This is a genomic window from Mycobacterium sp. IS-1496 (assembly GCF_001499995.1).
Taxonomy (GTDB): Bacteria; Actinomycetota; Actinomycetes; order Mycobacteriales; family Mycobacteriaceae; genus Mycobacterium.
Genome location: NZ_LQIU01000048.1, coordinates 1 through 23,480 on the forward strand (window position 1 = coordinate 1; position 23,480 = coordinate 23,480).

A 23,480-nucleotide genomic window follows, 5' to 3' on the forward strand; every position below is an offset into this window, starting at 1 on the left:
GAGCGGGGCCAGCGGGTCCGCGCCCGCTCCGGCCCCGGTCGCCGCCCCGGCCGCGGACCCGCTGGCCCCGCTCAACGCGGTCAACATCCCGCAGCCGGTCTTCGACGCCGCCAACCAGGCCGCGAGCGGTCAGATCCCGGCGGTGCCCGCGGGTCTGCCGCAGGTGCCCGCCGAGGTGCCGCACCTGGCCAGCCCGGAGAACCTTCCGCCGGGTACGACGGTCAACCCCGGTCAGGTGCCCGGGCAGAGCCCGAACGTCACGTACCTCAAGGAGATCTGGCACGCGATCCAGACCCAGGAGATCTCGGGTTCGGATGCACTGCTGGCGCTGACCCAGCGGCCGCTCACCACCCCGGACACCCCGGGTGGCCCGGCGCCGATCCCGGTAGGCACGGCGCCCGCTCCGGCCCCGGCGCCCGCGCCGGCTCCCGCTCCGGTCCTGCCGCCCGCCTAGGGCTCAGGCCGAGTTCACCCACTCGTCGGAGCCGTCGCCGAAGAACTGGTGCTTCCACACCGGAATCCGGTCCTTGACGGCGTCGACGAGACGGGAACAGGTGTCGAACGCCGCCCTGCGATGGTCCGCTGCCACAGCGGCCACCAGGGCGGCGTCGCCTATGTCGAGGGGGCCCACCCGGTGGCTGACCGCGATGGCGCGCACACCGTCGGAATCCGCGGCGATCTCGGCGGCCACCTCGGCGAGAATCTGCGCGGCGCTGGGATGCGCGGAGTACTCGAGCCGGGTCACCCCGCGGCCGCCGTCGTGGTCGCGCACCACACCGGCGAAACTCACCACCGCGCCCGCGGATTCGTGCGCCACCAGCTCCTCGTGCTCGGCCAGGTCGATCGGATCCTCGGTCACGGCGGCGCGGAGCACGACGGCGGTCATCGCGGATGGTCCTTTCCGGCGAGTTGATCCAGGGCGTGGTCGAGGACGTCGGCGAGCACGGTCAGCCCGTCCCTGACGCCGCCGGGTGAGCCGGGCAGGTTGACCACGAGCGTGCGCCCCGCCACGCCGCAGATCCCGCGGGACAGCACGGCGGTGGGTACCTTCGGCAGCCCCGCCCTGCGGATCGCCTCGGCCAGACCGGGAAGCTGGTAATCGACGACGGCCGCGGTGGCCTGCGGGGTGGCGTCGGTGGGCGAGATGCCGGTGCCGCCGGAGGTGATCACCACGTCGGCGCCGTCGGCGACCGCCGCGCGCAGGGCCGCTTCGACGGGGTCGCCGTCGGGCACCACGACCGGTTCGGGTGTCTCGACACCGCGGCCGGTCAGCCACTCGACGATCAGGGGTCCGGTCCGGTCCTCGTAGACGGCCGCGGCGGCCCGGGTGGAGGCGATGACCACGCGGCCGGATCTCATCACGTCCGCGTCCAGGTGCCGGTCTTACCGCCCTCTTTGCGCAGCACCGCGATGTCGTCGATGCGGGCGGCGGGGTCGACGGCCTTGATCATGTCGTAGACGGTGAGGGCCGCCACGCTGACCGCTGTCAGCGCTTCCATCTCCACACCGGTGCGGTCGGTGGTCCGCACGGTCGCGGTGACGCGGACGTGGCTCTCGCCGACCTCGAAGTCGACGTCCACACCGGTCAGCGCGAGCTGATGACACAGCGGGATCAGGTCGCTGGTGCGTTTGGCCGCCATGATGCCTGCGACCCGCGCGGTCGCCAGCGCGTCACCCTTGGGCAGCCCGCCGGACGCGATCAGCGCGACCACGTCGGGGCGGGTGTGCAGCGTGCCCGCGGCGACGGCGGTGCGCTTGGTGACGTCCTTGCCGCTGACGTCGACCATGTGCGCCGCGCCGGACTCGTCGACGTGCGAAAGCCCGTGCTGCGAGCTGGCGGCCACTTACCTGTTGACGACCGTGACGGGATGGAGGTAGGGCAGCTCCTCGGCTGGCAGCGGGAAGGTCAGGTCGCCGAACGGCGAGAGCGCCCCGGTGCGATCGGTGGCGAGTTCGCTCACGGCGTGCTCGTCACCGTCGAGGTGGGCGGGCCACCCCGGATCGACGTACTGCTTCTTCGATTTCTTGTCAGCCACGCCCACATTGTGGCAAACCCCGCGGCGCATGGCGACCTCGGGCGGCTGCTTTACGCTGGTCAGCAATGACAGCACACACTCCGGGCGTCCCCCTCGGCGCCTGGTTGGCCCAACTACCCGATGAGCGGCTCATCCGGCTGCTGGAGTTGCGCCCTGACCTCACCCAGCCGCCGCCGGGCACCATCGCCGCTCTGGCCGCACGGGCGACGTCGCGGCAGTCGGTGAAGGCCGCCACCGACGGCCTGGATTTCCTGCGGTTGGCCGTGCTGGACGCGCTGCTCGTGCTGCACGGCGACACCACCGCGGTGCCGTTGACCAAGCTGTTCGAGCTGGTCGGGGCGCGCGCTGACGAGGATGCGGTCACCGCCGCGGTCGACGATCTGCGGGGGCGGGCCCTGGTGTGGGGTGACGACGAGGTCCGGGTGGCGGCCGAGGTCGCGTCCGGGTTGCCGTGGTACCCGGGACAGGCGGTCGTGGAGACGGCCGAGCACGGCGCCGACGACATCGCCCAGAAACTGGACGGGCTCGACACCGCACAGCGGGACCTGCTGGAGCGGCTCCTGGAGGGGTCGCCGGTCGGCCGCACACGGGACGCCGCGCCCGGGACGCCGGCCGACCGCCCGGTGCAGCGCCTGCTGGCGGCGGGTTTGCTGCGCCAGGTCGACGACGACACCGTGATCCTGCCCCGCCTCGTCGGCCAGGTGCTGCGCGGCGAGGCGCCCGGTCCGACGGAGCTCGATCCACCCGACCCCGTCACGACCTCGACGAAGACCTCCGACGTCGACGCCGTCGCCGCCGGTGCGGCCATCGACCTGCTCCGCGAGGTCGACGTGGTGCTCGAGGCGCTCTCGTCGACCCCGGTGCCCGAACTGCGCAGTGGCGGCCTCGGGGTCCGCGACCTCAAACGCCTCGTGAAGGCCACGGGTATCGACGAACGCCGGCTGGGGCTGATCCTCGAGGTGGCGTTGGGGGCCGGCCTCATCGCGGCCGGGATGCCCGAACCCGACCCGGGCGACGGGACCGGCACGTTCTGGGCGCCGACGGTGGCGGCCGACCGGTTCATCGAATCGCCGACCGCGGTGCGCTGGCACCTGCTGGCCTCGACGTGGCTCGACCTACCCGCGAGGCCCGGACTCACCGGCACCCGGGGTCCAGACGGCAAACCCTATGCGTCGCTGTCGGATTCGCTGTACTCGACGGCGGCTCCGCTGGATCGCCGGCTGCTGTTGGCGGTGCTGGCCGACCTGCCCGCCGGAGCGGGCGTCGACGCGGCGTCGGCGTCGCGGGCGATGATCTGGCGCAGGCCGCGGTGGGCGGTGCGGTTGCAGCCCGAACCGGTCGGCGGTCTACTCACCGAAGCGCACGCGCTCGGCATGGTGGGCCGCGGCGCGATCGCGACGCCCGCCCGCGGACTGCTGGCCGGCCAACCACCCGAGGACGTCGTGGCGGCCATGGCCAAGGTGCTGCCCGCACCGATCGACCACTTCCTGGTGCAGGCCGACCTGACCGTCGTCGTGCCGGGCCCGCTCGAACGCGACCTCGCTGAGCAACTGGCGGCCGTGGCATCGGTGGAGTCGGCAGGTGCGGCGATGGTGTACCGGGTCAGCGAGGCGTCGATCCGCCGCGCGCTCGACACCGGCAAGACCGCCAGCGGACTGCACTCGTTCTTCGGCCGGCACTCCAGAACCCCTGTGCCGCAGGGGTTGACGTATCTCATCGACGACGTCGCGCGCCGCCACGGCCAGCTGCGGGTCGGCATCGCGGCGGCGTTCGTGCGGTGCGAGGACCCGGCGCTGCTGGCCCAGGCCGTGGCCGCACCGGCCACCGACGCGGTCGAGCTGCGGCTGCTGGCCCCGACGGTGGCGGTGTCCCAGGCGCCGATCGCCGACGTGCTGGCCGCCCTGCGCAACGCCGGGCTCGCCCCCGCCGCCGAGGACTCGTCCGGCGCGATCGTCGACATCCGCTCCCGCGGCTCGCGGGTGCCCGCCCCCGGCCGACGGCGGGTCTACCGGCCGGCGCCCACCCCGACCGGCCAGACGCTCGGCGCGATCGTCGCGGTGCTGCGCAAGGTCGCGGCCGCACCGTCGGGGAACATGCGGCTCGATCCCGGCGTTGCGATAACGCAGCTGCAGGAAGCCGCACTACAGCAGACGTCGGTGGTGATCGGCTACGTCGATCCGGCCGGGGTGGCCACGCAGCGGGTGGTGGCCCCCGTCAACGTCCGCGGCGGCCAGCTGACCGCCTACGATCCGGCATCCGGACGGGTACGCGAATTCGCCATCCACCGCGTGACCTCGGTGGTGTCGGCCGAGAACGAATAATGGAGTGATGAGCTCCAGGGGAGAACCATGACCGACAAGCGAGAAGCGAAGCGGGATCGCGCATGACCGACGGCCCATTGATCGTGCAGTCCGACAAGACGGTGCTGCTCGAGGTCGATCACGAGCAGGCGCAGGCCGCCCGCGCGGCGATCGCCCCGTTCGCCGAGTTGGAGCGCGCCCCCGAGCACATCCACACCTACCGCATCACGCCGCTGGCGCTGTGGAACGCCCGCGCCGCAGGGCACGACGCCGAGCAGGTGGTCGATGCACTGGTGTCGTTCTCCCGCTACGCCGTCCCCCAGCCTCTGCTGGTCGACATCGTCGACACCATGGCCCGCTACGGCAGGCTGCAGCTGGTGAAGAGCCCGGTGCACGGGCTCGTGCTGGTCAGCCTGGACCGCGCGGTGCTCGAAGAGGTGCTCCGCAACAAGAAGATCGCTCCGATGCTGGGCGCACGCATCGACGACGACACCGTCATCGTGCACGCCAGCGAGCGCGGGCGCGTCAAGCAGATGCTGCTCAAGATCGGCTGGCCGGCCGAGGACCTCGCCGGCTACGTCGACGGTGAGCGGCATCCGATCGAACTCGCGCAGGACGGCTGGCATCTGCGCGACTACCAGGAGATGGCCGCGGATTCGTTCTGGTCGGGCGGCTCCGGTGTGGTGGTGTTGCCGTGCGGTGCGGGCAAGACGCTCGTGGGCGCCGCGGCGATGGCCAAGGCCGGCGCCACCACGCTCATCCTTGTCACGAACACCGTCGCGGGCCGGCAGTGGAAGCGCGAACTGGTCGCCCGCACCTCGCTCACCGAGGACGAGATCGGCGAGTACTCCGGGGAGAAGAAGGAGATCCGGCCGGTCACGATCGCCACGTACCAGGTGATCACCCGCCGCACCAAGGGCGAGTACCGCCATCTCGAGTTGTTCGACAGCCGCGACTGGGGGCTGATCATCTACGACGAGGTGCACCTGCTGCCCGCGCCGGTCTTCCGGATGACGGCCGACCTGCAGTCGCGCCGCCGGCTGGGCCTGACCGCCACCCTGATCCGCGAGGACGGCCGTGAGGGCGACGTCTTCAGCCTGATCGGGCCGAAGCGGTACGACGCCCCGTGGAAGGACATCGAGGCACAGGGCTGGATCGCGCCCGCGGAGTGCATCGAGGTGCGGGTGACGATGACGGACAACGAGCGCATGCTCTACGCCGTCGCCGAACCCGAGGAGCGGTACAGGCTCTGCTCGACCGTGCACACGAAGATCGCGGTGGTGCGGTCGATCCTGGAGCGCCACAAGGGCGAACAGACCCTCGTGATCGGCGCCTACCTCGACCAGCTCGAGGAGCTGGGCCAGGAACTGGACGCTCCGGTGATCCAGGGGTCGACGAAGACCGCCGAGCGCGAGATGCTCTTCGACCAGTTCCGCCGCGGTGAGATCTCGACGCTGGTGGTCTCGAAGGTCGCCAACTTCTCCATCGACCTTCCCGAAGCATCGGTGGCCGTTCAGGTTTCGGGCACGTTCGGGTCCCGGCAGGAAGAGGCGCAGCGGCTGGGCCGGCTGCTACGGCCCAAGCACGACGGCGGCGGGGCGGTGTTCTACTCCGTCGTCTCCCGCGACAGCCTCGACGCCGAATACGCCGCGCACCGGCAGCGGTTCCTCGCCGAACAGGGCTACGGCTACATCATCAAGGACGCCGACGATCTGTTGGGACCCGCGATCTAGAGATCCGTCCTGATCAAAGGATGTCCTTCTCCGCATCGGCCAGCGCGGCGAATTCCTCGTCGGGCGAGTTCGCCACCAGGTGGTGGCGGCTGTAGATCCCGAAGTACGCCATGAACGCGGCGAACACCACCAGGCACCAGGTGGCCGCGGTGCTGTCCACGAGGAAGGTGGCGACCACCGCCAGGGCGGCGATGACGAGTGCGAAACCGGTGGTGACGATGCCGCCCGGCGTGCGGTACGGCCGGGGCATGTCGGGTTCCCGCACCCGCAGCGCGATGTGGCTGACCATCATCAGCACATAGGACAGCGCGGCACCGAACACCGCCATGTTGAGCAGCATCGCGCCCTGCCCGGTCAACGACAGGATGAAGCCGATGATGCCGGGCACCACCAGGGCCAGCGTCGGCGCCTTGCGGGAGTTGACCACCGACAACCGCTTCGGCAGGTATCCGGCGCGGGACAGCGCGAACAGCTGACGCGAGTAGGCGTAGATGATCGAGAAGAAACTCGCGATCAGCCCGGCCAGGCCGATGTAGTTGACCACCTTGGCCATCGTCGTATCGCCGAGCGCCTCCACCAGCGGGTTGCCCGAGGCGCTGATCAGCTCCGCCCCGCCGGAGCCCGCCGCCAGCACCAGCACGGAGCTGCCGGTGATCAGCAGCACGGCCATCGCCGCGAGGATCCCCCGCGGGACGTTGCGTGAGGGATCCTTGGCCTCCTCGGCGGCCAGTGGCACACCTTCGATGGCGAGGAAGAACCAGATCGCGAACGGCACGGCCGCCCAGATCCCGAGGTAGCCGAACGGCAGGAACGACGAGGCGCCCGCTGCGTCGGTGGGCGCGATGTCGGTGAGGTTCGCGGCGTCGAAGCTCCCGATCGCCGCGATGGCGAAGATGATCAGGCCCGCCAGCGCGATCGCCGTGATGACGAACATGACCTTGAGCGCTTCACCGACGCCGCTGAGATGGATACCGATGAACAGCAGGTACACCGCCAGATACACCCACCAGCCGTCGGTGATGCCGAACAGCCCGAGTGATTCGACGTAGGCGCCGATGAATGTGGCGATGGCGGCCGGGGCGATCGCGTACTCGATGAGAATGGCTGTGCCCGTGGCGAATCCGCCCCACGGTCCGAGCGCGCGACGGGCGAAGGTGTAGCCGCCGCCCGCCGCGGGCAGCGCCGAGGACATCTCGGCCATCCCCAACACCATCGCCAGGTACATGCCGGCGATGATCACGCCCGCGATCAGCAACCCTCCGAAACCGCCCTCGGCGAGCCCGAAGTTCCATCCCGAGTAGTCGCCGGAGATGACGTATCCGACGCCGAGTCCGGCGAGCAGGAGCCAGCCGGCCGTGCCCTGCTTGAGCGTCCGTTTGGCGAGGTACTCGCTGGATTCGCTGTGCGTGATGTCCACCCGGCGATGTTAGACCGGGCACGCAGTCCGCACAGCGCTTCGCGAGTCTGGGCAGGCCGGCTCGGCGAACTCATCCACACAGCCGACGGCGGCAGCCCGAACACGCTAGCCTCGACACCCATGATCGGACGACCGCGCAACCGCGCCGCCGCGACCGCTCGCGGGGCCAGGCTGACGCTGGCCGGCGCGGCCGCCGGCCTCGGGGCACTGTGGCTGGCGGGCGCCGCCGCCGCGCAGCCCGCTCCCCCGCCCGCCCCGGTTCCGGGTCCGCCCGCCGTGGTGGCCGCCGGGGATCCGGCACCCCCGCCCGCGCCGCCACCGGTCGGCCCGCCGCCGGTGCCGCAGGTGCAGAACCAGCAGTACGGCTCGGGTGACGGGCCGCTCGGCTTCCTGCGCGACGCCTGGCATCAGGCCCAGAATCCCTACGGAATGGGGATGCCGGACCAGATGCCGGTGTACACCCCACCTCCGCCGGGGGCCGGTCCCCCGCCACCGCTGCCGCCGGGGTACACGTCGTTCACCGCGCCGGAGTCATCGACCCCTGCGCTGGCGCCCGCCGAGGGACCCGAAGCCGCGGGGCCGCCGCTGCCCCCGGGGTACTACCCGCTGGACGGGCCGCCGCCGCCGGGATACTTCGACCCGCCGCCGCCCCCTGCGCCGGGCCCGCCTCCGGCGCCCCCGAAGATCATCGCCGGGCAGCCCTGAGCCTGGTGTTCCTCAGGTGTACGGGCCGACCGGTTTGACGACGGTCAGCAACACCGCGGAGTCCTCGAGCGCCGCCAAGTCGTGGCGGGTCTTCGGGATGACGATCAGATCGCCGGCCGAACCCTCCCAGTGCGACGTGCCGTCACCCAACCGCACGCGTCCGGTCACGACGTAGAGGGTCGCCTCCTCGGGCGCCTCGTGCTCGTCGAGTCCGTTACCGCCGGTCAACGCGATCAACGTCTGCCGCAGAGAGTGCTCGTGCCCGCCGTAGACGGTGTGGGCGCTGCGGCCGTTGTTGCGCGAACGGGCGAGTTCGAGGTGTTCACGGGCCAATGCGGTGAGAGAGAGCTTCTCCATGGTTTGGGTGTTCCCACTTCCTGTCCGGGCAATCACGCGAGCGCGGGGATCACCTTCTGTTCGAACATCTCGATACCCGATCGGTCGTAGGCCGCCTCGGGGAAGTACACGATGGCGTACTCACAACCCAGGTCACGCATCCGCGCGAGCTTCTCGATGACCTGTTCCGGTGTCCCACTGGCCGACTCGGGCGCCGTCGCCGTTGACAGCATCGCGTTGACGGCATCCTTGTCGGCCACCGCGACCTGCCGCTCCCGCACGCGTTCGACCCGCGCGGCGACGTCGTCCTCGGAGTCGCCGATCACGGCGTTGAAGTTCGCCGAGCGCACGATCGCGTCGTAGTCGGTGCCGACCTCACGGCAGTGCTCGGCCAACACCTCCGACTTGTGTTGAAAGCCCTCCGGTTCGGAGGTGAAGTTGGTGTACTGCGCGTACTTCGCGGCGATGCGCAGCGTGACCTTCTCGCCCCCGCCCGCGATCCACAGGGGGATACCGTTGTCCTGCAGCGGTTTCGGCTGCACGACCGCGTCGGTGACCTGGTAGTGCTTACCGTCGAGGGTGGCGCGTCCGTCGCGCCAGGCGTCCCGCATGATCTGCACGCCCTCGTCCAGCCTGCCCAACCGCGCACCGGCCGACGGGAAACCGTAACCGTAAGCGCGCCATTCGTGTTCGTACCAACCGCCGCCGATGCCCATCTGCACCCGCCCACCGGAGATGACGTCCACCGTCGCGGCGACCTTCGCCAGGAAGGCGGGGTTGCGGTAGCTCATCGCCGTACACATCTGGCCGAGCTTGATCCGTGAGGTGGTCGCCGCGTAGGCGGCCATCAGCGACCAGGCTTCGTGGGTGGCCTCGTCGGTGGGCACCGGAACGGTGTGGAAGTGGTCGTATACCCACAGCGAGTCCCATGCGGTGCCGTCGGCGTAGGTCGCCAGATCGGACATCACCCGCCAGTGCCGGTCGACCGGTATGCCGACCAGATCGAGCCGCCAACCCTGCGGGATGAACAGTCCAAATCGCATGATCACGACTGTAGCCCCGAGCCGCACGGATTCCCGCAGACTTGCGGACGCTGTCGGTGGCCGTCATTACCCTCGCGAACATGGCCCTATCGAAAGACGACCGCGAACAGTTCCTCGCCGAACCCCATATCGCCGCGCTCTCGGTGTCCGCCGGACCGGACCGCGGCCCATTGACCGTCCCGGTCTGGTACCAGTACTCCCCCGGCGGGCAGCCGTGGGTGCTCACCGGGGCCGGTTCCCGTAAACACCGGTTGATCGAGGCGGCCGGACATTTCTCACTGATGGTCGAACGCGTCGAGCCGTCCGTGCGCTACGTCGCGGTCGACGGTCCGGTCAGCCGCATCGAACCCGCCACCGACGCGCACCTGGTCGAGGTGACCGAACGCTATCTTCCGCCCGAGGCAGTCGAGCCCTACCTGGAGATGGCCCGCCGCGAGCACGGGGAGAGCGTGGTGATCCACCTCCGCCCGCAACACTGGTTGTCGTCGGACCTCGGCTCGTTCTGACTACGTGCTCGCCCGGACGGTGTCGTAGAGCGCCGCGACGTCGGGTAGCCGCACCTTCAGCGACGGGGTGCGCGGCAGTTCGTCGACGGTGACGACGGCGACGGGGACGTGGTGGACGGGCAGTGCGGCGCGCACCCACTCCCGCAGCTGCTCGGAATCGGGAACAGGTTGTCCGCGTGCGGGTTCCACCGCGGCGAAGGGAACCTGACCCAACCGGTCGTCGGGCACGCCGACCACGCACGCGTCACGCACCCCCGGATGGTCGAGCAGCACCTGCCGGACCGTCTCGGGCAGGATCTTGAACCCGCCCCGGATGATCGCACCGTCGGCACGCCCGTACAGGGTGACGAAGCCGTCCTCGTCGATCGACGCGATGTCGGTGGTGCGGATCCAGTCGGGCGAGAGCACGTCGATCCGTGCCTCGAGCACCCCGCGCGCGCCGGTGGGCACCTCGTCGCCGGTGTCCGGGTCGACGATGCGGACCCGGGTGTCCGGCAGCGGACGCCCCACGCTGTCGCGCTTGGCCCCGCCGAACTCCTCGACCATCTCCGGCGTCCACGCGCACACCGATCCGGCGAATTCCGTTGCGCCGTAGGCCAGCCGGATAGGGATGCCGAAGCGGTGCTCGAACTCGTCACGGGTCGCCGGGTCCAGCGGACCCGATGCGCTGATCAGGAACTGCAGCGAGGCCAGATCGTCGGGCGACACGTCGGCGTCGAGCAGCATCCGCACCACCGCGGGTTGGACACCCGCCCGCGGGATGCGGTGCGTTCTCACCGCCCGGACCCAGTCGTCGACGCTGAAGCGCTCCAGCAGCACGATCCGCTTACCGGTGGCGAACCCGGCGATCAGCTGGCAGACGCCGATGCCGCCGAACGGCCAGTACGACAGTTCCGGCGGATCGGTGGGTTCGGCGAACAGGCCGCCCGTCACGCTGAACACCGTGCGCTGCAGCACCGCCTCCCCGATGGCCTGCCGCTTCGGCGGACCGGTGGTGCCGGAGGTGAGGATCGACAACCCCGCGGACGCCGAAGCCGGCACCGGCGCGCCCCGGCGTACCGTCACGACACGTGGCGCCTGCGCCGAAATCTCAACCCCGGCAAGGCCGCAGCGCGTCGCGGCGGCGACCACCGGCTCGGTCCAGTCCTGCGCGTCGGCGACGACGGCGGCCGGCCGAAGCTGCTCGACATCGCGGGCGACCGCCTCCGGCGACTGGAACGAGTAGATCATCGACACCCAGCGCCCCCCGGCGAGCGACCCCGCGATCGCGGCAGCGTGCGGCAGGCGGTTGCGCACCACCAGGCCGATCGGCGCGTCGGCCGCGACGCCGGCTTCGGCGAGGGCGGCGTCGAGGGCGGCGGCGTAACCGGTCACCTCGTCGCCGCTGTGCCAGCGGCCCTCGAACTCGATGCACGGCCCGTCGCCGTAGCTGGTGAAGCCCGCCGCGAAGGTTTCGGTGAAGCCCACGGTGGCCAGGTTAACGCGCTCGCCCGGCCCTCGTTATTGCATTGACGGCTGTGCCGCGCGGCGAAAGCACCACCGTGCGTGCATTCTTCGCCGCCCCGGACAGCACGAAGCCCCCGCGACGACGCTGTCGCGGGGGCCCGTGGTGGTGCGAACTACTTGGTCAGCGACTCCGGCGGGGTGAACCGGTCGCCGTAGCGCTCGGCCAGCTCGCGGGCGCGGGCCACGAAGGCCTCCTTACCCGTGCCGAGCGCACCCTCGTAACCGACGATGTACTGCGCGCTGCCGCCGGTGTAGGGCGGGTAGCCGATGCCCATGATCGAGCCGATGTTGGCGTCGGCGGTCGAGGTGAGCACGCCCTCGTCGAGGCACTTCTGCGTCTCGATGGCCTCGGCGAACAGCATGCGGTCGATCATGTCCTGCAGGGGAATGTCGGCCGTGCCGGATTCGAACGTCTCGCGCAGGCCCGGCCACAGCCCGGTGCGCTTACCGTCGACATACTCGTAGAAGCCGGCGCCCTTGAGCCGGGACGGCCGGCCGATCTCGATCATCTTGTTGACGACGGCCTCCGCCGGGTGCGCCTCGTGGGTGCCGCCCGCGGCCTCGGTGGCCTTGCGCGTCTCGTTCGCGATCTTCTGCATGAGCTCGAGGTTGAGCTCGTCGGACAGCTGCAGCGGCGCCGCCGGGTAGCCGGCCATGCTGCCGGCCCGCTCGATGCTCGCCGGCTCCACACCCTCGCCGAGCATCGCCAGCGCCTCGTTGACGAAGGTGCCGATGACGCGGCTGGTGAAGAACCCGCGGCTGTCGTTGACCACGATCGGGGTCTTGCCGATGGCCATCGTGTAGTCGAACACGCGGGCCAGCGCCTCGTCGGAGGTCTTCTCGCCCTTGATGATCTCGACCAGCGGCATCTTGTCGACCGGGGAGAAGAAGTGGATGCCGATGAAGTCCTCCTGGCGCTTCACGCCGGTCGCCAGACCGGTGATCGGCAGCGTGGAGGTGTTCGACCCGAGCAGCGCGTTGGGCTCGACGACGTCCTCGATCTCCTGGAACACCTTGTGCTTGAGTTCCTGGTTCTCGAACACGGCCTCGATCACGAAGTCGACACCCTTGAGGTCGGCGGGGTCACCGGTCGGGGTGATGCGGGCCAACAGCGCGTCGGAGCGCTCCTGGGTGGTCTTACCCCGCTCGAGCGCCTTGGCCTCGATCTTCTCGGAGTACGCCTTGCCCTTCTGTGCGTTCTCGAGCGAGACGTCCTTGAGCACCACGTCGTAGCCGGCCTTGGCCGAGACGTAGGCGATGCCCGCACCCATCATGCCCGCGCCCAGCACGCCGATCTTCTTGATCTCGGTCTTGGCGATGCCGTCCGGACGGGAGCCGCCGCCGTTGATGGTCTGCAGGTCCAGGAAGAACGCCTGGATCATGTTCTTGGCGACCTGACCGGTGACCAGGCTGGTGAAGTAGCGGCTCTCGATCCGCGACGCCGAATCGAAATCGACCTGCGCGCCTTCGACCGCGGCGTCGAGGATGGCGCGCGGCGCCGGCATCGGCGCACCCTTGAGCTGCTTCTTCAGCAGGGCCGGGAACGACGGCAGGATGCTCGCCAGGCCGGGGCTGCTCGGCGTGCCGCCGGGCATCTTGTAGCCCTTGGCATCCCACGGCTGGGTGTTCGCCTCGGGGTTGGCCTTGATCCACGCTTTCGCGGCGGGCACGAGTTCCTCGATGCTGCCGACCAATTCGTCGACCAGGCCGGTCTCCTTGGCCTTGCCCGGCTTGAAGCGGGTGCCCTGGCTCAGCACCTCCATGAACGCCTTCTGGATACCGAACATGCGCACGGTGCGGGTGACGCCGCCACCGCCGGGGAGCAGCCCCAGGGTGACCTCGGGCAGGCCGATGACCGAACCCTTGACGTCGGCGGCGATGCGGTGGTGGCACGCCAGCGCGATCTCCAGGCCACCGCCGAGCGCGGCGCCGTTGATGGCGGCCACGACCGGCTTGCCCAGCGTCTCGAGCTTGCGCAGATCGGCCTTGATCTCCTCGACGTTCTCGAACACGGCGGCCGCGTCGTCCGGACCGGTGTTGATCATGCTCTTGAGGTCACCGCCGGCGAAGAAGGTCTTCTTCGCGCTGGTGATGACGACACCGGTGATCGAATCCTTCTCGGCCACAAGGCGTTCGACGGTGTTGTGCATCGAGGACTTGTAGTGGTCGTTCATCACGTTGGCCGAACCGGTCGGATCGTCCAACGTCAGGGTGACGATGCCGTCGTCGTCCTGCTCCCACTTGATGGTGTTCTCAGCCATGGTTGTCTCCTAGACCCGCTCGATGATGGTGGCCACGCCCATGCCGCCGCCCACGCACAGCGTGATCAGCGCGCGCCGGGCACCCCGGCGCTCGAGCTCGTCGACCATGGTTCCGGTGATCATCGCGCCGGTGGCACCCAGCGGGTGGCCCATCGCGATCGCACCGCCGTTGACGTTCAGCTTCTCGTCCGGGATGCCCAGGTCCTTCTGGAACTTCAGCACCACCGAGGCGAACGCCTCGTTCAGCTCGAACAGGTCGATGTCGTCGACGGTCAGCCCGGCGCGGTCGAGCACCTTCTTGGTGGCCGGTGTCGGGCCCGTGAGCATGATGACCGGATCGGCGCCGCTGGTCGCGGTCGCCACGATCCGCGCCCGCGGGGTCAGACCCTGCGACTGGCCGGCCTTCTCGCTGCCGACCAGCACCAGCGCGGCGCCGTCGACGATGCCCGAGGAGTTACCGCCGGTGTGGACGTGGTTGATCTTCTCGACGTAGTGGTACTTCTGCAGCGCCACGTCGTCGAAGCCGCCCATCGCGCCGATCCCGTCGAACGCGGTCTTGAGCTTGCCGAGGCTCTCGACGGTCGAACCGGGACGCATGTGCTCGTCGTGGTCGAGGATCACCAGGCCGTTCTGATCGCGGACCGGCACGACGGACTTGGCGAAGTAGCCGCCCGACCAGGCCGCCGCGGCACGCTCCTGGGAGCGGGCGGCGTAGGCGTCGACGTCCTCGCGGGAGAAGCCCTCGATGGTGGCGATCAGGTCGGCGCCGATGCCCTGGGGCACGAAGCCGATCGTGTAGTTGGTCTCCGGGTCGGTGGCCCATGCGCCACCGTCAGAGCCCATCGGAACACGGCTCATCGACTCGACACCCCCGGCGATCACCAGGTCGTCCCAACCCGAGCGCACCTTCTGCGCGGCGATGTTGACCGCTTCGAGGCCCGAGGCGCAGAACCGGTTGAGCTGCACGCCGCCGGTGGTGTCGGGCAGACCCGCGGCCAGGACCGCGGTGCGGGCGATGTCGCCGCCCTGGTCGCCGACCGGCGACACGACGCCCAGGACGACGTCGCTGATCAGCGTCTCGTCCAGGTCGGGGAACCGGTGGCGCAGTTCGTCGATCAGGCCGGTGACGAGGTTCAGCGGCTTGACCTCGTGCAGCGAACCGTTGCGTTGCTTGCCGCGAGGCGTGCGGATCGCCTCGTAGATGAAGGCTTCTTCAGACATGCGCGCAGCGTAACAGCCCAAACCAACCTGTTGGTTGGCCGGTCACTGCTTCCGCCGAGCAGGCCCCCGCAAGCGGGAGGTACCCCCCACGGAATCACCCTCTGGGCCGGTCAGCACGCACATTTCTGTCTGCTCGCGGCAGTACCTGCTCACGCCGATCGGCGCGCCTCCAGTCCGGCGAGCGTCGGGTAGTCGATGTAGCCGACCGGCCCGGGCGCGTAGAAGGTGGCGACGTCGGGTTCGTTCAGGTCCGCGCCGACGGTGAGCCGCTCGATCAGGTCCGGATTGGCCAGCCACGCCCGACCGACGGCCACCGCACTGACCGCACCCCACTGCGCGAAGCTCTCCAGCTGGCAGAAGTCGGTGTCGGTCCCGCGGCCGGTGTTCAGTACGAACACCCCCGGCCACAGCGCCCTGATCACCCCGAAGGTCGTCTGGGTCGGATCGATCAGCACGTGCAGGTAGGCGGTGTTCAGCGGCGCGATCCGGTTCAGGAGCGCCTCGTACGCCGCGATCGGGTCGTCCTCGCGCACGTCTCCCGCGCCGTTGCCGGGCGAGATCCGCAGCCCGACGCGGCCGGCGCCGATCTCGTCGGCCACGGCCTCGACCACCTCGGCGGTCAGCCGCGCCCGGTTCTCTGCCGATCCGCCGTAGGCGTCGGTGCGCTGATTGACGACATCGGAGGCAAACTGGTGCAGCAGGTACCCGTTGGCACCGTGGATCTCGACCCCGTCCAACCCGGCGTCGACCGCACGGCGCGCCGCCGAGCGGAACTGCGCGACGATCTGCGGGATCTCCTCGGTCTCGAGCGCCCTGGGCACCACCAGCGGCTTCTTCCCGCCGGGTGTGTGCGTCACGAGGTCCGCGGCCACCGCCGACGGCGCGGCGGGGTGGACACCGCTGATGTCGGGGTGTCCCATCCGGCCGACATGCCACAACTGCATGAAGATCCGCCCACCTTCGGCGTGCACCGCCGACGCGATCTGCCCCCACGTGTCCTGATGGCGGTCGGTGTAGATGCCCGGGGTGTTCAGGTAGGCGCCGTTGGCGTTCCGCGACACGGCGGTGGCCTCGGTGATGACGATGCCCGCGGACGCCCGTTGGGCGTAGTACTGGGCGGCGAGGTGGGACGGCGTGCCGTCGGCCTGCGCGCGGGACCGGGTCAGCGGAGCCATGAACACCCGGTTCCGGGCGGAGGTGTCACCCACCTGCAGCGGTGTCAGCAGGGTCGCGTCGTCATCGAATCTGAAAGCCACGTCGGGTGCAGACGCCACGCGCCCCGATTTCATTCCCGTCGTTACGCTCGGGGCCATGACGGTGTCGAGGCTGCGGCCGTACGCGGTGACGGTGTTCGCCGAGATGTCGGCGCTCGCCGCCCGCATCGGCGCGGTGAATCTCGGGCAGGGTTTCCCGGACGAGGACGGTCCGGCGTCGATGCTCGAGGTGGCCCGGCAGGCGATCGCCGACGGCGTCAACCAGTACCCACCCGGGCTCGGCATCGCCCCGTTGCGCGAAGCCATTGCGGCGCAACGCAAGAGGACATTCGGCGTCGACTACGACCCCGACACCGATGTGCTGGTCACCAACGGCGCCACCGAGGCGATCGCCGCCGCGGTCATCGGCCTGGTCGAACCCGGCTCCGAGGTGTTGCTCGTCGAACCGTTCTACGACTCGTACTCGCCGGTGATCGCGATGGCCGGCTGCCACCGCGTCGCCGTGCCGATGACCGAACACGGCCGCGGCTTCGCGATCGACGTCGACGGTCTGGGCCGCGCGATCACGCCGCGCACGAAGGCGTTGATCGTCAACACCCCGCACAACCCCACCGGCATGGTGGCCTCCGACGCCGAACTCACCGCGATCGCCGAACTCGCCGTCGCACACGATCTGCTGGTCATCACCGACGAGGTCTACGAGCACCTCGTGTTCGACGGACACCGGCACCGCCCCCTGGCCGCCTATCCGGGCATGTCCGGGCGCACGGTCACCATCTCGAGCGCCGCCAAGATGTTCAACGTCACCGGCTGGAAGGTCGGATGGGTTTGCGGCACAGCAGATCTCATCGGCGGCGTCCGAGCCGCCAAGCAGTACCTCACCTATGTCGGGGGTGCGCCGTTCCAGCCGGCGGTGGCCCATGCCCTGGACCACGAGGACGCGTGGGTGAGCGCGTTGCGCGACGCCTTCCAGACCAAGCGCGATCGGCTCGGGTCAGCACTGACCGATCTGGGATTCGCCGTGCACGACAGCGCGGGCACCTACTTCCTGTGTGCGGACCCGCGACCGCTCGGCTATGACGACAGCACCGCGTTCTGTGCCGACCTCCCCGAGCGGGCGGGTGTCGCGGCGATCCCCATGTCGGCGTTCTGCGATCCGGACTCGCCGCACATCGACCGGTGGAATCATCTGGTGCGCTTCGCGTTCTGCAAGCGCGACGACACCCTCGACGAGGCCATCCGTCGGTTGCAGGTGCTGCGCCGCTGAAACGGCGCCACCCGCTCGTCCCTCACTCAGCGTGCGTCTTGGCCATCACCCGCGCCCGCAGCCCCTCCGTCGCCGAGTGCAGGACGATCTTCTTCGCCCGCTTCACGAGGAACTGCGGGATCGGCACCGACGGGTCGACGATGACGTCGAACCGCACACGGGTCCTGTCCCCCTCGGGCGTCAGGTTGTACTCGACGTGCTGCCCGCGCTGCTGGAACGTGTCCTCGGCGTCCCACACCACCCAGTGCTTGCCCCAGTGGTACTCGAGGATCTCGTTGTCGGTGACGCCCATCAACCGCAGGGTGGCCTCCACCCGGCGCGGTCTACCGTCGGGGTGGCGGTCGAGCACGGTGACCTTCCGGTACACCGAGGACCAGTCCGGCAGCGCCTCGATGTCGGCGAGCACGTCGAGGATGGCCTCCGGTGGCGCATCGAAGACCACTTCACGTGACGCGCGAACGGCCATGAGGCCCAATGTAGTGACCCGCGCGCCGCTACCGGCGGGTTCAGCGCAAGTCGGGGCGCTCAGCCGTTCTTGACCTTGAGGACCCGTTTGCGCAGACCGTCGGTGGCCGTCTCCATCAGGCCTTTGGCGCCCTTCTTGACGAGGAAGCCCGGCAGCGGCACCGTCGGGTCGACGGTCAGGTCGAACCGGACGCGGGTGCCGTCGCCGTCCGGGGTCAGGGTGTACCGGCCGTCCTGGGCACGTTGTTGTTTCGAGCTGACCAGGGTCCAGCTCACGCCGTCGTCGTGGACGGAGTAGTCGAGCACCTGCTCGTCACTCACACCGACGATCTTGACGACCTGGCGGGAGCGCTTGGGCCGCCCCTCGTCGTCCCGTTCGAGGATCTCCACCTTCTGGTGGGCCGACGACCACTCGGTCAGGGACTCGAGGTCGAACAGCACCTCCATGATGTCGTCGGCGCTGGCTTCGATGACGACTTCGCGCGATTCTGTGATGGCCATGGAAGGCTATGTGCCACCCTTGGCGACCTTCAAAACCTGTTTGCGCAGACCGTCCGTCGCGGTCTCCATCGCACCCTTCATCGCCCGCTTGAGAACGAACCCGGGCAGCGGCACCGACGGGTCGACGGTGATCTCGAACCGCACCTTGGTCTTGGCGCCGTCCGGGGTGAGGGTGTAGGTGGCGTCCTGGCTCTTGAGCTGGCCCGCGCTGACCAGCGTCCAGCTGGCGGAGCTGTCGGTCCACGTGTACTCGACCACCTGCTCGTCGGTCAGGCCCGCCGCCTTGACCTTCATCTTGACCCGGCGCGGCCTGCCGTCGGGGTGGGTTTCGAGCACCTCGGCGCTCTGGTACTGCGACGACCAGGAGGGGGTGGACTCGACGTCGGCGATGACGTCGAGGATCTGGGCCGGGGTTGCTTCGATGACGACTTCGCGCGAATCGCTGACTGCCATGGGCCGACCTTAGCGACCGCACCGGGCCCGCGGGATCAGTTGGTGCGCCCGCGCACCTCGAGCACCCGCTTGCGCAGTCCGACGGTGGCGGTGTCGAGCACGCCCTTGGCGGCACGCCGCAACAGGAACCCCGGCATCGGCATCACCGGGTCGACGGTCACCTCGAAACGCACACGGGTCCGGTCGCCTTCGGGGATGAGCCGGTAGCGCGCCTCCTGGGAGCGCTGGTAGGTGGAGCTCACGAGTGTCCAGCCGTAGCCGTCGTCGTGGTAGGTGAGCGCGATCTCCTGGACGTCGGTGATGCCGACGGTCGCGACGGTGGCGCGGCTGCGGATCGGCCTGCCCTGCTCGTCGCGTTCGAGCACCTCCGAACTGCGATGCGCCGCCGACCATTCGGGCAGCGCCTCGAGATCCAGCATGATCGGCAGGATCTCGTCGACCGGGGCCTCGATGACGACCTCGCGCGACTCACGGATGGCCACAGCCGCGACCCTACTCCCGGCGTAGGGTCGCCGGGTATGACCGAGGCGATCAACCCGGTGGTCGCCCGGCTGCGCGTCCGCCGGGACTGAGTGGCGGCGCCGCGCCGTTTCTCCGTGGCGCACGTCGGGTATTCGGGCCGCGTGAGCGACGATCCGAAGACCACGCAGTCCGACAAGGGTCCCGACAACGCGAAGGACGACGTCATCAGCGACCCGGCCGAAGGCGCGGACGACCGCGTCGACTGGTCCAGCGAAGGGGGCGCCACCCCGAGCGGGCCGGCCGACACCGGCGACTAGTGGATGGTGCTCGCCAGCGACGAAAGCGTCTCGGCGGCGGTGTATCTCGGTGTCCACCCGAGCATGTCCCTCGCCTTGGAGGTGTCCATCACCACCGACGTCCGGCCGGCGTGCAGCCACTCGAGAATCGACGGCACGAACGGCAGCCGCGACATCACCTCCGAGGTGGCGACCGCCGCCACTCGTGGCACCCGCACCGGACGGGCACCGAGGGCCTCCGCGACATCGGACATCGACAGCACCCCGTCGCCGGCGATGTTGTAGGCACCGGGCGGTGCCGAGGTGGTGGTGACGGCCAGCGCGATCGCCGCCGCGACGTCGTCGTGGTGCACCAGCTGCAGCGGCGTACCCGGGTCCGGGAACGGCGGTTTGAGCAACGGCAACGCCTGCGTCACCCGACGCACCGGACCGGGCAGCTGGTTCCACGGCATGGCATCGGCCAGGGCGGGCGCCTTCGGTCCGGCCACGATGCACGGCCGCAGGACGTACACCTCCAACTCGGATCCGCCGGTGATCTCGGCCAGCGCCGCTTCGCACGCGGCCTTCTGCTCGGAGTAGTAGTGCTCGGACGAACCGCGCGGCGGCACGTCCTCGGTGATCGGCACCGGGTTGTCGGAGTGGTAGCCGTACGCGGCGACCGACGAGGTGTAGACGAGGCGATGCGGCCGCGTCGCGGCCACCGTCGCCTCGAATACGTTGCGGGTGCCGGCCAGGTTGACGCGGGCGCTCTCCTCCCGCGATCCCATGATGATGAACGCCAGGTGCACCACCACGTCGGCGTCGGCGACCAGTGCGTCGACCGCCTCGCGGTCGAGGATGTCGCCCTGCCGGTAGGTGGTCTTGGTCCAGCCCCGCGCGGCGGGATCGAACGGGCGCCGTGCCATTCCCACGATCTGCCCGACGTCGGGGTGGTCCTCCAGCGCCTCGATGGCCGAGATCCCGATGTCCCCGGTGGGTCCGGTGACGGCGACGCGCAGTGACATGCGCGAGAAGTTCCCGGTCTGCGACCGGCAAAACGTTGCCGGGACCGAGGAGTGGGCATACAAAGGAGATCCACGACCCGAAGGGACCGCGATGAAGCTGATCTCGCCGACCGATTCGATGTTTCTACTCGTCGAGTCGAGGGAGCATCCGATGCATGTCGGCGGGCTGCAGTTGTTCGAACCGCCGGACGGGATCTCGGGTGCGGAGTTCCTGCGCGAGATCCACCAGGCGATGGTGGCGCAGACCGACTTTCAGGAGACGTTCCGCAAGCATCCGGGTACGGTGCTCGGCGGCGTCGCCAACCTCGCCTGGGCCGTCGACGACGAGGTCGACCTGGACTACCACCTGCGCCGGTCGGCGCTGCCGACGCCGGGGCGGGTGCGTGAACTGCTGGAGTTGACGTCGCGGCTGCACGGTGGGCTGCTCGACCGGCACCGTCCCCTGTGGGAGGCGCACCTGGTCGAAGGGCTCAGCGACGGGCGCTTCGCGGTGTACGTCAAGTTCCACCACGCGCTCATCGACGGGGTGTCGGCGCTCAAGCTGACCCAGCGCACGCTGTCGACCGATCCCGACGACACCGAGGTGCGGGTGCCGTGGAATCTGCCGCCGAGGCGGCGCACCCGGGAGCCGGAGTCCAAGTCACTGCTGCGCAGCGTCACCGACCGCGTGGGTTCCGTTGCGGCCCTGGCCCCTTCGACCCTCGGGCTGGCGCGCGCGGCGTTGCTCGAACAACAGCTCCAACTGCCGTTCGGTGCGCCGAAGACGATGTTCAACGTGCCGATCGGCGGGGCCCGCCGGGTGGCGGCACAGTCCTGGCCGCTGGAGCGCATCCGCTCGGTCAAACGGGCGACCGGCGCGACGGTCAACGACGTCATCCTCGCGATGTGCGCCGGCGCGCTGCGGTTCTATCTCACCGAACAGGACGCGCTGCCGGACGCTCCGCTCATCGCTATGGTGCCGGTGAGCCTGCGCACCGAGGACGAGGCCGACGCGGGCGGGAACATGACCGGCGTCGTGCTGTGCAACCTCGCCACCGACGACGACGATCCGGCCCGCCGCCTCGACACCATCAGCCTGTCGATGCGCCGCAACAAGCAGGTGTTCTCCCACTTGCCGCGCACGCAGCAGTTGGCGCTGTCCGCGTCGATGATCGCGCCGCTCGGGCTGGGGGCGGTACCGGGATTCGTCTCGACCGCTCCCCCGCCGTTCAACATCGTGATCTCGAACGTGCCGGGCAATCAGACACCGATGTACTGGCGCGGCGCCCGCCTCGACGGGAACTATCCCTTCTCGATCGCCCTCGACGGCCAGGCGCTCAACATCACGATGGCCAACAACGGCGACAACCTCGACTTCGGGCTGGTGGGCGCGCGCGGCAGCGTGCCGCACCTGCAACGGTTGCTCGGGCACCTCGAGGATTCGCTCAAGGAGCTCGAGCGCGCGGTCGGGGCGTGACGGCTCGGGTCAGGCCGCGTCGGGTCGCAGCAGCGCGATCGAGGCGCCGACGGCTTCCTCGGTGATGTCGCTCATGCGGCCTCCGTCCTCGACGGTGATGGCGGTCAGTTCGCGCAGACCGCCGAGCAGCATGACGACGCGGGGACGCGAGACGGGCCCGATGCCCGCCGAGCGGAATTCGTCGGTCCCGCCGAGCGCCTGCACCATGTCGATGAAGTTCTCGGTCACCTCGCGCTGGAGATCGCGGGCGGCCGCACCAAGGCCGGGCAGGTCGCGGGTGGCGCTCAACATCAGCGCCGAACGCGACTCCGCCGAGGAGATCCACGCCTCGATGGCCTGGCGCACCTGCACCTGCCAGGGCGAGTTCGGGTCGACGGCCGCCGAGATCTGCCGGACCTGGCCGGCATAGGCCTCGGCGAGCAGGCCGAGGAAGCAGGCTTCGCGGCTGTCGAAGTGTTCGTAGAAGGTCCGGCGCGAGGTGCGGGCGCGCCGCACGATGTCGGCGACGGTGGTCTTGCCGTAGCCGTCCTCGGCGATCGACTCTTCGAGCGCGTCGAGGAGCCGCTGGCGGAAGTTGTTCTTATCCTCCACCGCGCCCGGGGCCTCGCTTGTCACGGTCATGTCAGCGAGCATCGTACGGCCGCGCCGGAGAAGACATGGGTTGAAACCACAGTCATGGTGGCCAGGGCCGGGATCGAACCGGCGACCTTCCGCTTTTCAGGCGGACGCTCGTACCAACTGAGCTACCTGGCCGGAAGGCACCGGCTCGTTGCGAACCTCGATGCCTCGCCGTGATGGCGACCCTGACGGGACTCGAACCCGCGACCTCCGCCGTGACAGGGCGGCGCGCTAACCAACTGCGCCACAGGGCCTTACTGTGTGACTCCGAACCGATCGGTCACGTGTACCCCCTACGGGATTCGAACCCGCGCTACCGCCTTGAAAGGGCGGCGTCCTAGGCCGCTAGACGAAGGGGGCCAAGCCGAATCTCTCCGGGGTACTCGCAACGTTTCCGTTGGGAGCTTCGATAGCTTAGGACACCGGTAGCTCAAACCCAAAACCAGGGTCGGCGGCCGACGCAGTATTGTGGTGCACCGCGCCCCTATAGCTCAGTTGGTAGAGCTACGGACTTTTAATCCGCAGGTCCCAGGTTCGAGCCCTGGTGGGGGCACCACACCGGCTTCGTCGTCATCGAGATTGCGCACAGATCGCGATCCGGCCGGCGGTTTCAAGCGGTGGATGCAACACCCTTCTTGATTGGAGTGTGTTGTGGGCGGTCATTTGGTGTTGCGGTCGCG

General features: G+C 69.6%; 24 protein-coding genes, 4 tRNA genes and 1 pseudogene. 9 read left to right on the forward strand and 20 right to left on the reverse strand.

Annotated elements, in window-relative coordinates; genetic code table 11:
- Positions 1 to 454, forward strand: a pseudogene (locus tag AU195_RS20925) (transglycosylase family protein); the annotation flags it as partial.
- Between the two features lie 3 nt (positions 455 to 457).
- Here the strand turns inward: AU195_RS20925 and AU195_RS20930 are convergent.
- Genes AU195_RS20930 through AU195_RS20945 form a run of 4 tightly spaced genes read right to left on the reverse strand, consistent with a single transcriptional unit; the run spans position 458 to position 2,066 of the window.
- Positions 458 to 886: a molybdenum cofactor biosynthesis protein MoaE gene (locus AU195_RS20930; protein WP_059160965.1), complete on the reverse strand. Its 429-nt coding sequence runs from the start codon at positions 884 to 886 to the stop codon at positions 458 to 460.
- Positions 883 to 1,359 carry a MogA/MoaB family molybdenum cofactor biosynthesis protein gene (locus AU195_RS20935; protein WP_082703150.1) on the reverse strand — a complete coding sequence of 159 codons (477 nt, stop codon included), beginning with the start codon at positions 1,357 to 1,359 and terminating at the stop codon, positions 883 to 885. The genes AU195_RS20930 and AU195_RS20935 overlap by 4 nt, the downstream gene beginning before the upstream one ends.
- The gene (gene moaC / locus AU195_RS20940) at positions 1,359 to 1,844 is read right to left on the reverse strand and encodes a cyclic pyranopterin monophosphate synthase MoaC (protein ID WP_059160967.1); all 486 of its coding nucleotides are present in this window, start codon (positions 1,842 to 1,844) and stop codon (positions 1,359 to 1,361) included. Before moaC ends, AU195_RS20935 begins: the two co-directional genes overlap by 1 nt.
- Positions 1,845 to 2,066 carry a hypothetical protein gene (locus AU195_RS20945; RefSeq protein WP_059160968.1) on the reverse strand — a complete coding sequence of 74 codons (222 nt, stop codon included), beginning with the start codon at positions 2,064 to 2,066 and terminating at the stop codon, positions 1,845 to 1,847.
- 35 nt (positions 2,067 to 2,101) lie between these two features.
- Here AU195_RS20945 and AU195_RS20950 point away from each other — a divergent pair, with 35 nt between their 5' ends.
- Entirely contained in the window at positions 2,102 to 4,357 is a 2,256-nt protein-coding gene (locus AU195_RS20950) for a helicase-associated domain-containing protein (RefSeq protein ID WP_059160969.1), read from the forward strand.
- A gap of 62 nt (positions 4,358 to 4,419) precedes the next feature.
- The gene (locus tag AU195_RS20955; protein WP_059160970.1) at positions 4,420 to 6,069 is read left to right on the forward strand and encodes a DNA repair helicase XPB; all 1,650 of its coding nucleotides are present in this window, start codon (positions 4,420 to 4,422) and stop codon (positions 6,067 to 6,069) included.
- 13 nt (positions 6,070 to 6,082) lie between these two features.
- Here AU195_RS20955 and eat read toward each other — a convergent pair whose 3' ends face one another.
- Entirely contained in the window at positions 6,083 to 7,486 is a 1,404-nt protein-coding gene (gene eat / locus AU195_RS20960) for an ethanolamine permease (RefSeq protein ID WP_059160971.1), read from the reverse strand.
- Positions 7,487 to 7,606: 120 nt separating this feature from the next.
- Between eat and AU195_RS20965 the strand changes: the two genes are divergently transcribed.
- Positions 7,607 to 8,191, forward strand: a complete 585-nt coding sequence (locus AU195_RS20965) for a hypothetical protein (protein WP_059160972.1) — start codon at positions 7,607 to 7,609, stop codon at positions 8,189 to 8,191.
- A 12-nt stretch (positions 8,192 to 8,203) separates the two neighbouring features.
- On the opposite strand, the gene AU195_RS20970 is transcribed toward AU195_RS20965, so the two are convergent.
- Positions 8,204 to 8,548, reverse strand: coding sequence for a cupin domain-containing protein (locus AU195_RS20970; RefSeq protein WP_059160973.1), 345 nt, complete (start codon positions 8,546 to 8,548; stop codon positions 8,204 to 8,206).
- A 32-nt stretch (positions 8,549 to 8,580) separates the two neighbouring features.
- Complete coding sequence (locus AU195_RS20975) at positions 8,581 to 9,570, reverse strand: LLM class F420-dependent oxidoreductase (RefSeq protein ID WP_059160987.1); 990 nt, start codon at positions 9,568 to 9,570, stop codon at positions 8,581 to 8,583.
- A gap of 80 nt (positions 9,571 to 9,650) precedes the next feature.
- Between AU195_RS20975 and AU195_RS20980 the strand changes: the two genes are divergently transcribed.
- Complete coding sequence (locus tag AU195_RS20980; protein WP_059160974.1) at positions 9,651 to 10,076, forward strand: pyridoxamine 5'-phosphate oxidase family protein; 426 nt, start codon at positions 9,651 to 9,653, stop codon at positions 10,074 to 10,076.
- Here the strand turns inward: AU195_RS20980 and AU195_RS20985 are convergent, their stop codons facing one another.
- The 4 genes from AU195_RS20985 to AU195_RS21000 form a co-directional block, all read right to left on the reverse strand.
- The gene (locus AU195_RS20985; RefSeq protein WP_172800664.1) at positions 10,077 to 11,543 is read right to left on the reverse strand and encodes an ANL family adenylate-forming protein; all 1,467 of its coding nucleotides are present in this window, start codon (positions 11,541 to 11,543) and stop codon (positions 10,077 to 10,079) included.
- Positions 11,544 to 11,695: 152 nt separating this feature from the next.
- On the reverse strand, positions 11,696 to 13,843 hold the full coding sequence (locus AU195_RS20990; protein WP_059160976.1) for a 3-hydroxyacyl-CoA dehydrogenase NAD-binding domain-containing protein: 2,148 nt from the start codon (positions 13,841 to 13,843) through the stop codon (positions 11,696 to 11,698).
- A gap of 9 nt (positions 13,844 to 13,852) precedes the next feature.
- Positions 13,853 to 15,064 (reverse strand): acetyl-CoA C-acetyltransferase, encoded by a 1,212-nt coding sequence (locus AU195_RS20995; protein WP_059160977.1) that lies wholly within the window; start codon positions 15,062 to 15,064, stop codon positions 13,853 to 13,855.
- A 149-nt stretch (positions 15,065 to 15,213) separates the two neighbouring features.
- A complete protein-coding gene (locus AU195_RS21000) occupies positions 15,214 to 16,320 on the reverse strand; it encodes an alkene reductase (protein WP_059160988.1) in 1,107 nt (368 codons plus the stop codon).
- A 55-nt stretch (positions 16,321 to 16,375) separates the two neighbouring features.
- Between AU195_RS21000 and AU195_RS21005 the strand changes: the two genes are divergently transcribed.
- On the forward strand, positions 16,376 to 17,545 hold the full coding sequence (locus AU195_RS21005) for a pyridoxal phosphate-dependent aminotransferase (protein WP_059160978.1): 1,170 nt from the start codon (positions 16,376 to 16,378) through the stop codon (positions 17,543 to 17,545).
- A 22-nt stretch (positions 17,546 to 17,567) separates the two neighbouring features.
- Here AU195_RS21005 and AU195_RS21010 read toward each other — a convergent pair whose 3' ends face one another.
- The 4 genes from AU195_RS21010 to AU195_RS21025 are packed head-to-tail and all read right to left on the reverse strand — an operon-like array spanning position 17,568 to position 19,446.
- On the reverse strand, positions 17,568 to 18,011 hold the full coding sequence (locus tag AU195_RS21010) for an SRPBCC family protein (RefSeq protein ID WP_059160979.1): 444 nt from the start codon (positions 18,009 to 18,011) through the stop codon (positions 17,568 to 17,570).
- A gap of 59 nt (positions 18,012 to 18,070) precedes the next feature.
- On the reverse strand, positions 18,071 to 18,511 hold the full coding sequence (locus AU195_RS21015; protein WP_059160980.1) for an SRPBCC family protein: 441 nt from the start codon (positions 18,509 to 18,511) through the stop codon (positions 18,071 to 18,073).
- Positions 18,512 to 18,517: 6 nt separating this feature from the next.
- Complete coding sequence (locus AU195_RS21020; RefSeq protein WP_059160981.1) at positions 18,518 to 18,964, reverse strand: SRPBCC family protein; 447 nt, start codon at positions 18,962 to 18,964, stop codon at positions 18,518 to 18,520.
- A 35-nt stretch (positions 18,965 to 18,999) separates the two neighbouring features.
- Positions 19,000 to 19,446 (reverse strand): SRPBCC family protein, encoded by a 447-nt coding sequence (locus AU195_RS21025; protein ID WP_059160982.1) that lies wholly within the window; start codon positions 19,444 to 19,446, stop codon positions 19,000 to 19,002.
- Positions 19,447 to 19,587: 141 nt separating this feature from the next.
- Between AU195_RS21025 and AU195_RS26000 the strand changes: the two genes are divergently transcribed.
- Positions 19,588 to 19,743, forward strand: coding sequence for a hypothetical protein (locus AU195_RS26000; protein WP_172800665.1), 156 nt, complete (start codon positions 19,588 to 19,590; stop codon positions 19,741 to 19,743).
- Here AU195_RS26000 and AU195_RS21035 read toward each other — a convergent pair.
- A complete protein-coding gene (locus tag AU195_RS21035) occupies positions 19,740 to 20,726 on the reverse strand; it encodes an NAD-dependent epimerase/dehydratase family protein (protein ID WP_059160984.1) in 987 nt (328 codons plus the stop codon). The genes AU195_RS26000 and AU195_RS21035 overlap by 4 nt on opposite strands.
- A 91-nt stretch (positions 20,727 to 20,817) precedes the next feature.
- Here AU195_RS21035 and AU195_RS21040 point away from each other — a divergent pair, with 91 nt between their 5' ends.
- Positions 20,818 to 22,182, forward strand: a complete 1,365-nt coding sequence (locus AU195_RS21040) for a WS/DGAT/MGAT family O-acyltransferase (RefSeq protein WP_059160985.1) — start codon at positions 20,818 to 20,820, stop codon at positions 22,180 to 22,182.
- Between the two features lie 9 nt (positions 22,183 to 22,191).
- Here AU195_RS21040 and AU195_RS21045 read toward each other — a convergent pair whose 3' ends face one another.
- From AU195_RS21045 to AU195_RS21060, 4 genes are all read right to left on the reverse strand, one after another.
- Positions 22,192 to 22,803, reverse strand: coding sequence for a TetR/AcrR family transcriptional regulator (locus AU195_RS21045; protein WP_059160986.1), 612 nt, complete (start codon positions 22,801 to 22,803; stop codon positions 22,192 to 22,194).
- A gap of 55 nt (positions 22,804 to 22,858) precedes the next feature.
- Positions 22,859 to 22,935: transfer RNA gene (locus AU195_RS21050), tRNA-Phe, on the reverse strand.
- A 42-nt stretch (positions 22,936 to 22,977) separates the two neighbouring features.
- Positions 22,978 to 23,054: transfer RNA gene (locus AU195_RS21055), tRNA-Asp, on the reverse strand.
- A gap of 33 nt (positions 23,055 to 23,087) precedes the next feature.
- Positions 23,088 to 23,160 (reverse strand) — tRNA-Glu (locus AU195_RS21060).
- Positions 23,161 to 23,280: 120 nt separating this feature from the next.
- On the opposite strand from AU195_RS21060, the gene AU195_RS21065 reads away from it, so the two are divergent.
- A tRNA-Lys gene (locus tag AU195_RS21065) sits at positions 23,281 to 23,356 on the forward strand.
- The last annotated feature ends 124 nt before the right edge of the window (positions 23,357 to 23,480 follow it).

What these genes read in the sequence shown, in the direction of transcription:
- AU195_RS21040 (WP_059160985.1), top strand. Translation starts at nt 20,818, where the DNA reads ATGAAGCTGATCTCGCCGACCGATTCGATGTTTCTACTCGTCGAGTCG.
- AU195_RS21010 (WP_059160979.1), bottom strand. Translation starts at nt 18,011, where the DNA reads ATGGCCGTTCGCGCGTCACGTGAAGTGGTCTTCGATGCGCCACCGGAG.
- AU195_RS20975 (WP_059160987.1), bottom strand. Translation starts at nt 9,570, where the DNA reads ATGCGATTTGGACTGTTCATCCCGCAGGGTTGGCGGCTCGATCTGGTC.
- AU195_RS20995 (WP_059160977.1), bottom strand. Translation starts at nt 15,064, where the DNA reads ATGTCTGAAGAAGCCTTCATCTACGAGGCGATCCGCACGCCTCGCGGC.
- AU195_RS20965 (WP_059160972.1), top strand. Translation starts at nt 7,607, where the DNA reads ATGATCGGACGACCGCGCAACCGCGCCGCCGCGACCGCTCGCGGGGCC.
- AU195_RS20950 (WP_059160969.1), top strand. Translation starts at nt 2,102, where the DNA reads ATGACAGCACACACTCCGGGCGTCCCCCTCGGCGCCTGGTTGGCCCAA.
- AU195_RS21005 (WP_059160978.1), top strand. Translation starts at nt 16,376, where the DNA reads ATGACGGTGTCGAGGCTGCGGCCGTACGCGGTGACGGTGTTCGCCGAG.
- AU195_RS20945 (WP_059160968.1), bottom strand. Translation starts at nt 2,066, where the DNA reads ATGCGCCGCGGGGTTTGCCACAATGTGGGCGTGGCTGACAAGAAATCG.
- AU195_RS21015 (WP_059160980.1), bottom strand. Translation starts at nt 18,511, where the DNA reads ATGGCCATCACAGAATCGCGCGAAGTCGTCATCGAAGCCAGCGCCGAC.
- AU195_RS21035 (WP_059160984.1), bottom strand. Translation starts at nt 20,726, where the DNA reads ATGTCACTGCGCGTCGCCGTCACCGGACCCACCGGGGACATCGGGATC.
- AU195_RS20970 (WP_059160973.1), bottom strand. Translation starts at nt 8,548, where the DNA reads ATGGAGAAGCTCTCTCTCACCGCATTGGCCCGTGAACACCTCGAACTC.
- AU195_RS20990 (WP_059160976.1), bottom strand. Translation starts at nt 13,843, where the DNA reads ATGGCTGAGAACACCATCAAGTGGGAGCAGGACGACGACGGCATCGTC.
- AU195_RS20930 (WP_059160965.1), bottom strand. Translation starts at nt 886, where the DNA reads ATGACCGCCGTCGTGCTCCGCGCCGCCGTGACCGAGGATCCGATCGAC.
- AU195_RS20935 (WP_082703150.1), bottom strand. Translation starts at nt 1,359, where the DNA reads ATGAGATCCGGCCGCGTGGTCATCGCCTCCACCCGGGCCGCCGCGGCC.
- AU195_RS21045 (WP_059160986.1), bottom strand. Translation starts at nt 22,803, where the DNA reads ATGACCGTGACAAGCGAGGCCCCGGGCGCGGTGGAGGATAAGAACAAC.
- AU195_RS20955 (WP_059160970.1), top strand. Translation starts at nt 4,420, where the DNA reads ATGACCGACGGCCCATTGATCGTGCAGTCCGACAAGACGGTGCTGCTC.
- AU195_RS20980 (WP_059160974.1), top strand. Translation starts at nt 9,651, where the DNA reads ATGGCCCTATCGAAAGACGACCGCGAACAGTTCCTCGCCGAACCCCAT.
- AU195_RS21020 (WP_059160981.1), bottom strand. Translation starts at nt 18,964, where the DNA reads ATGGCAGTCAGCGATTCGCGCGAAGTCGTCATCGAAGCAACCCCGGCC.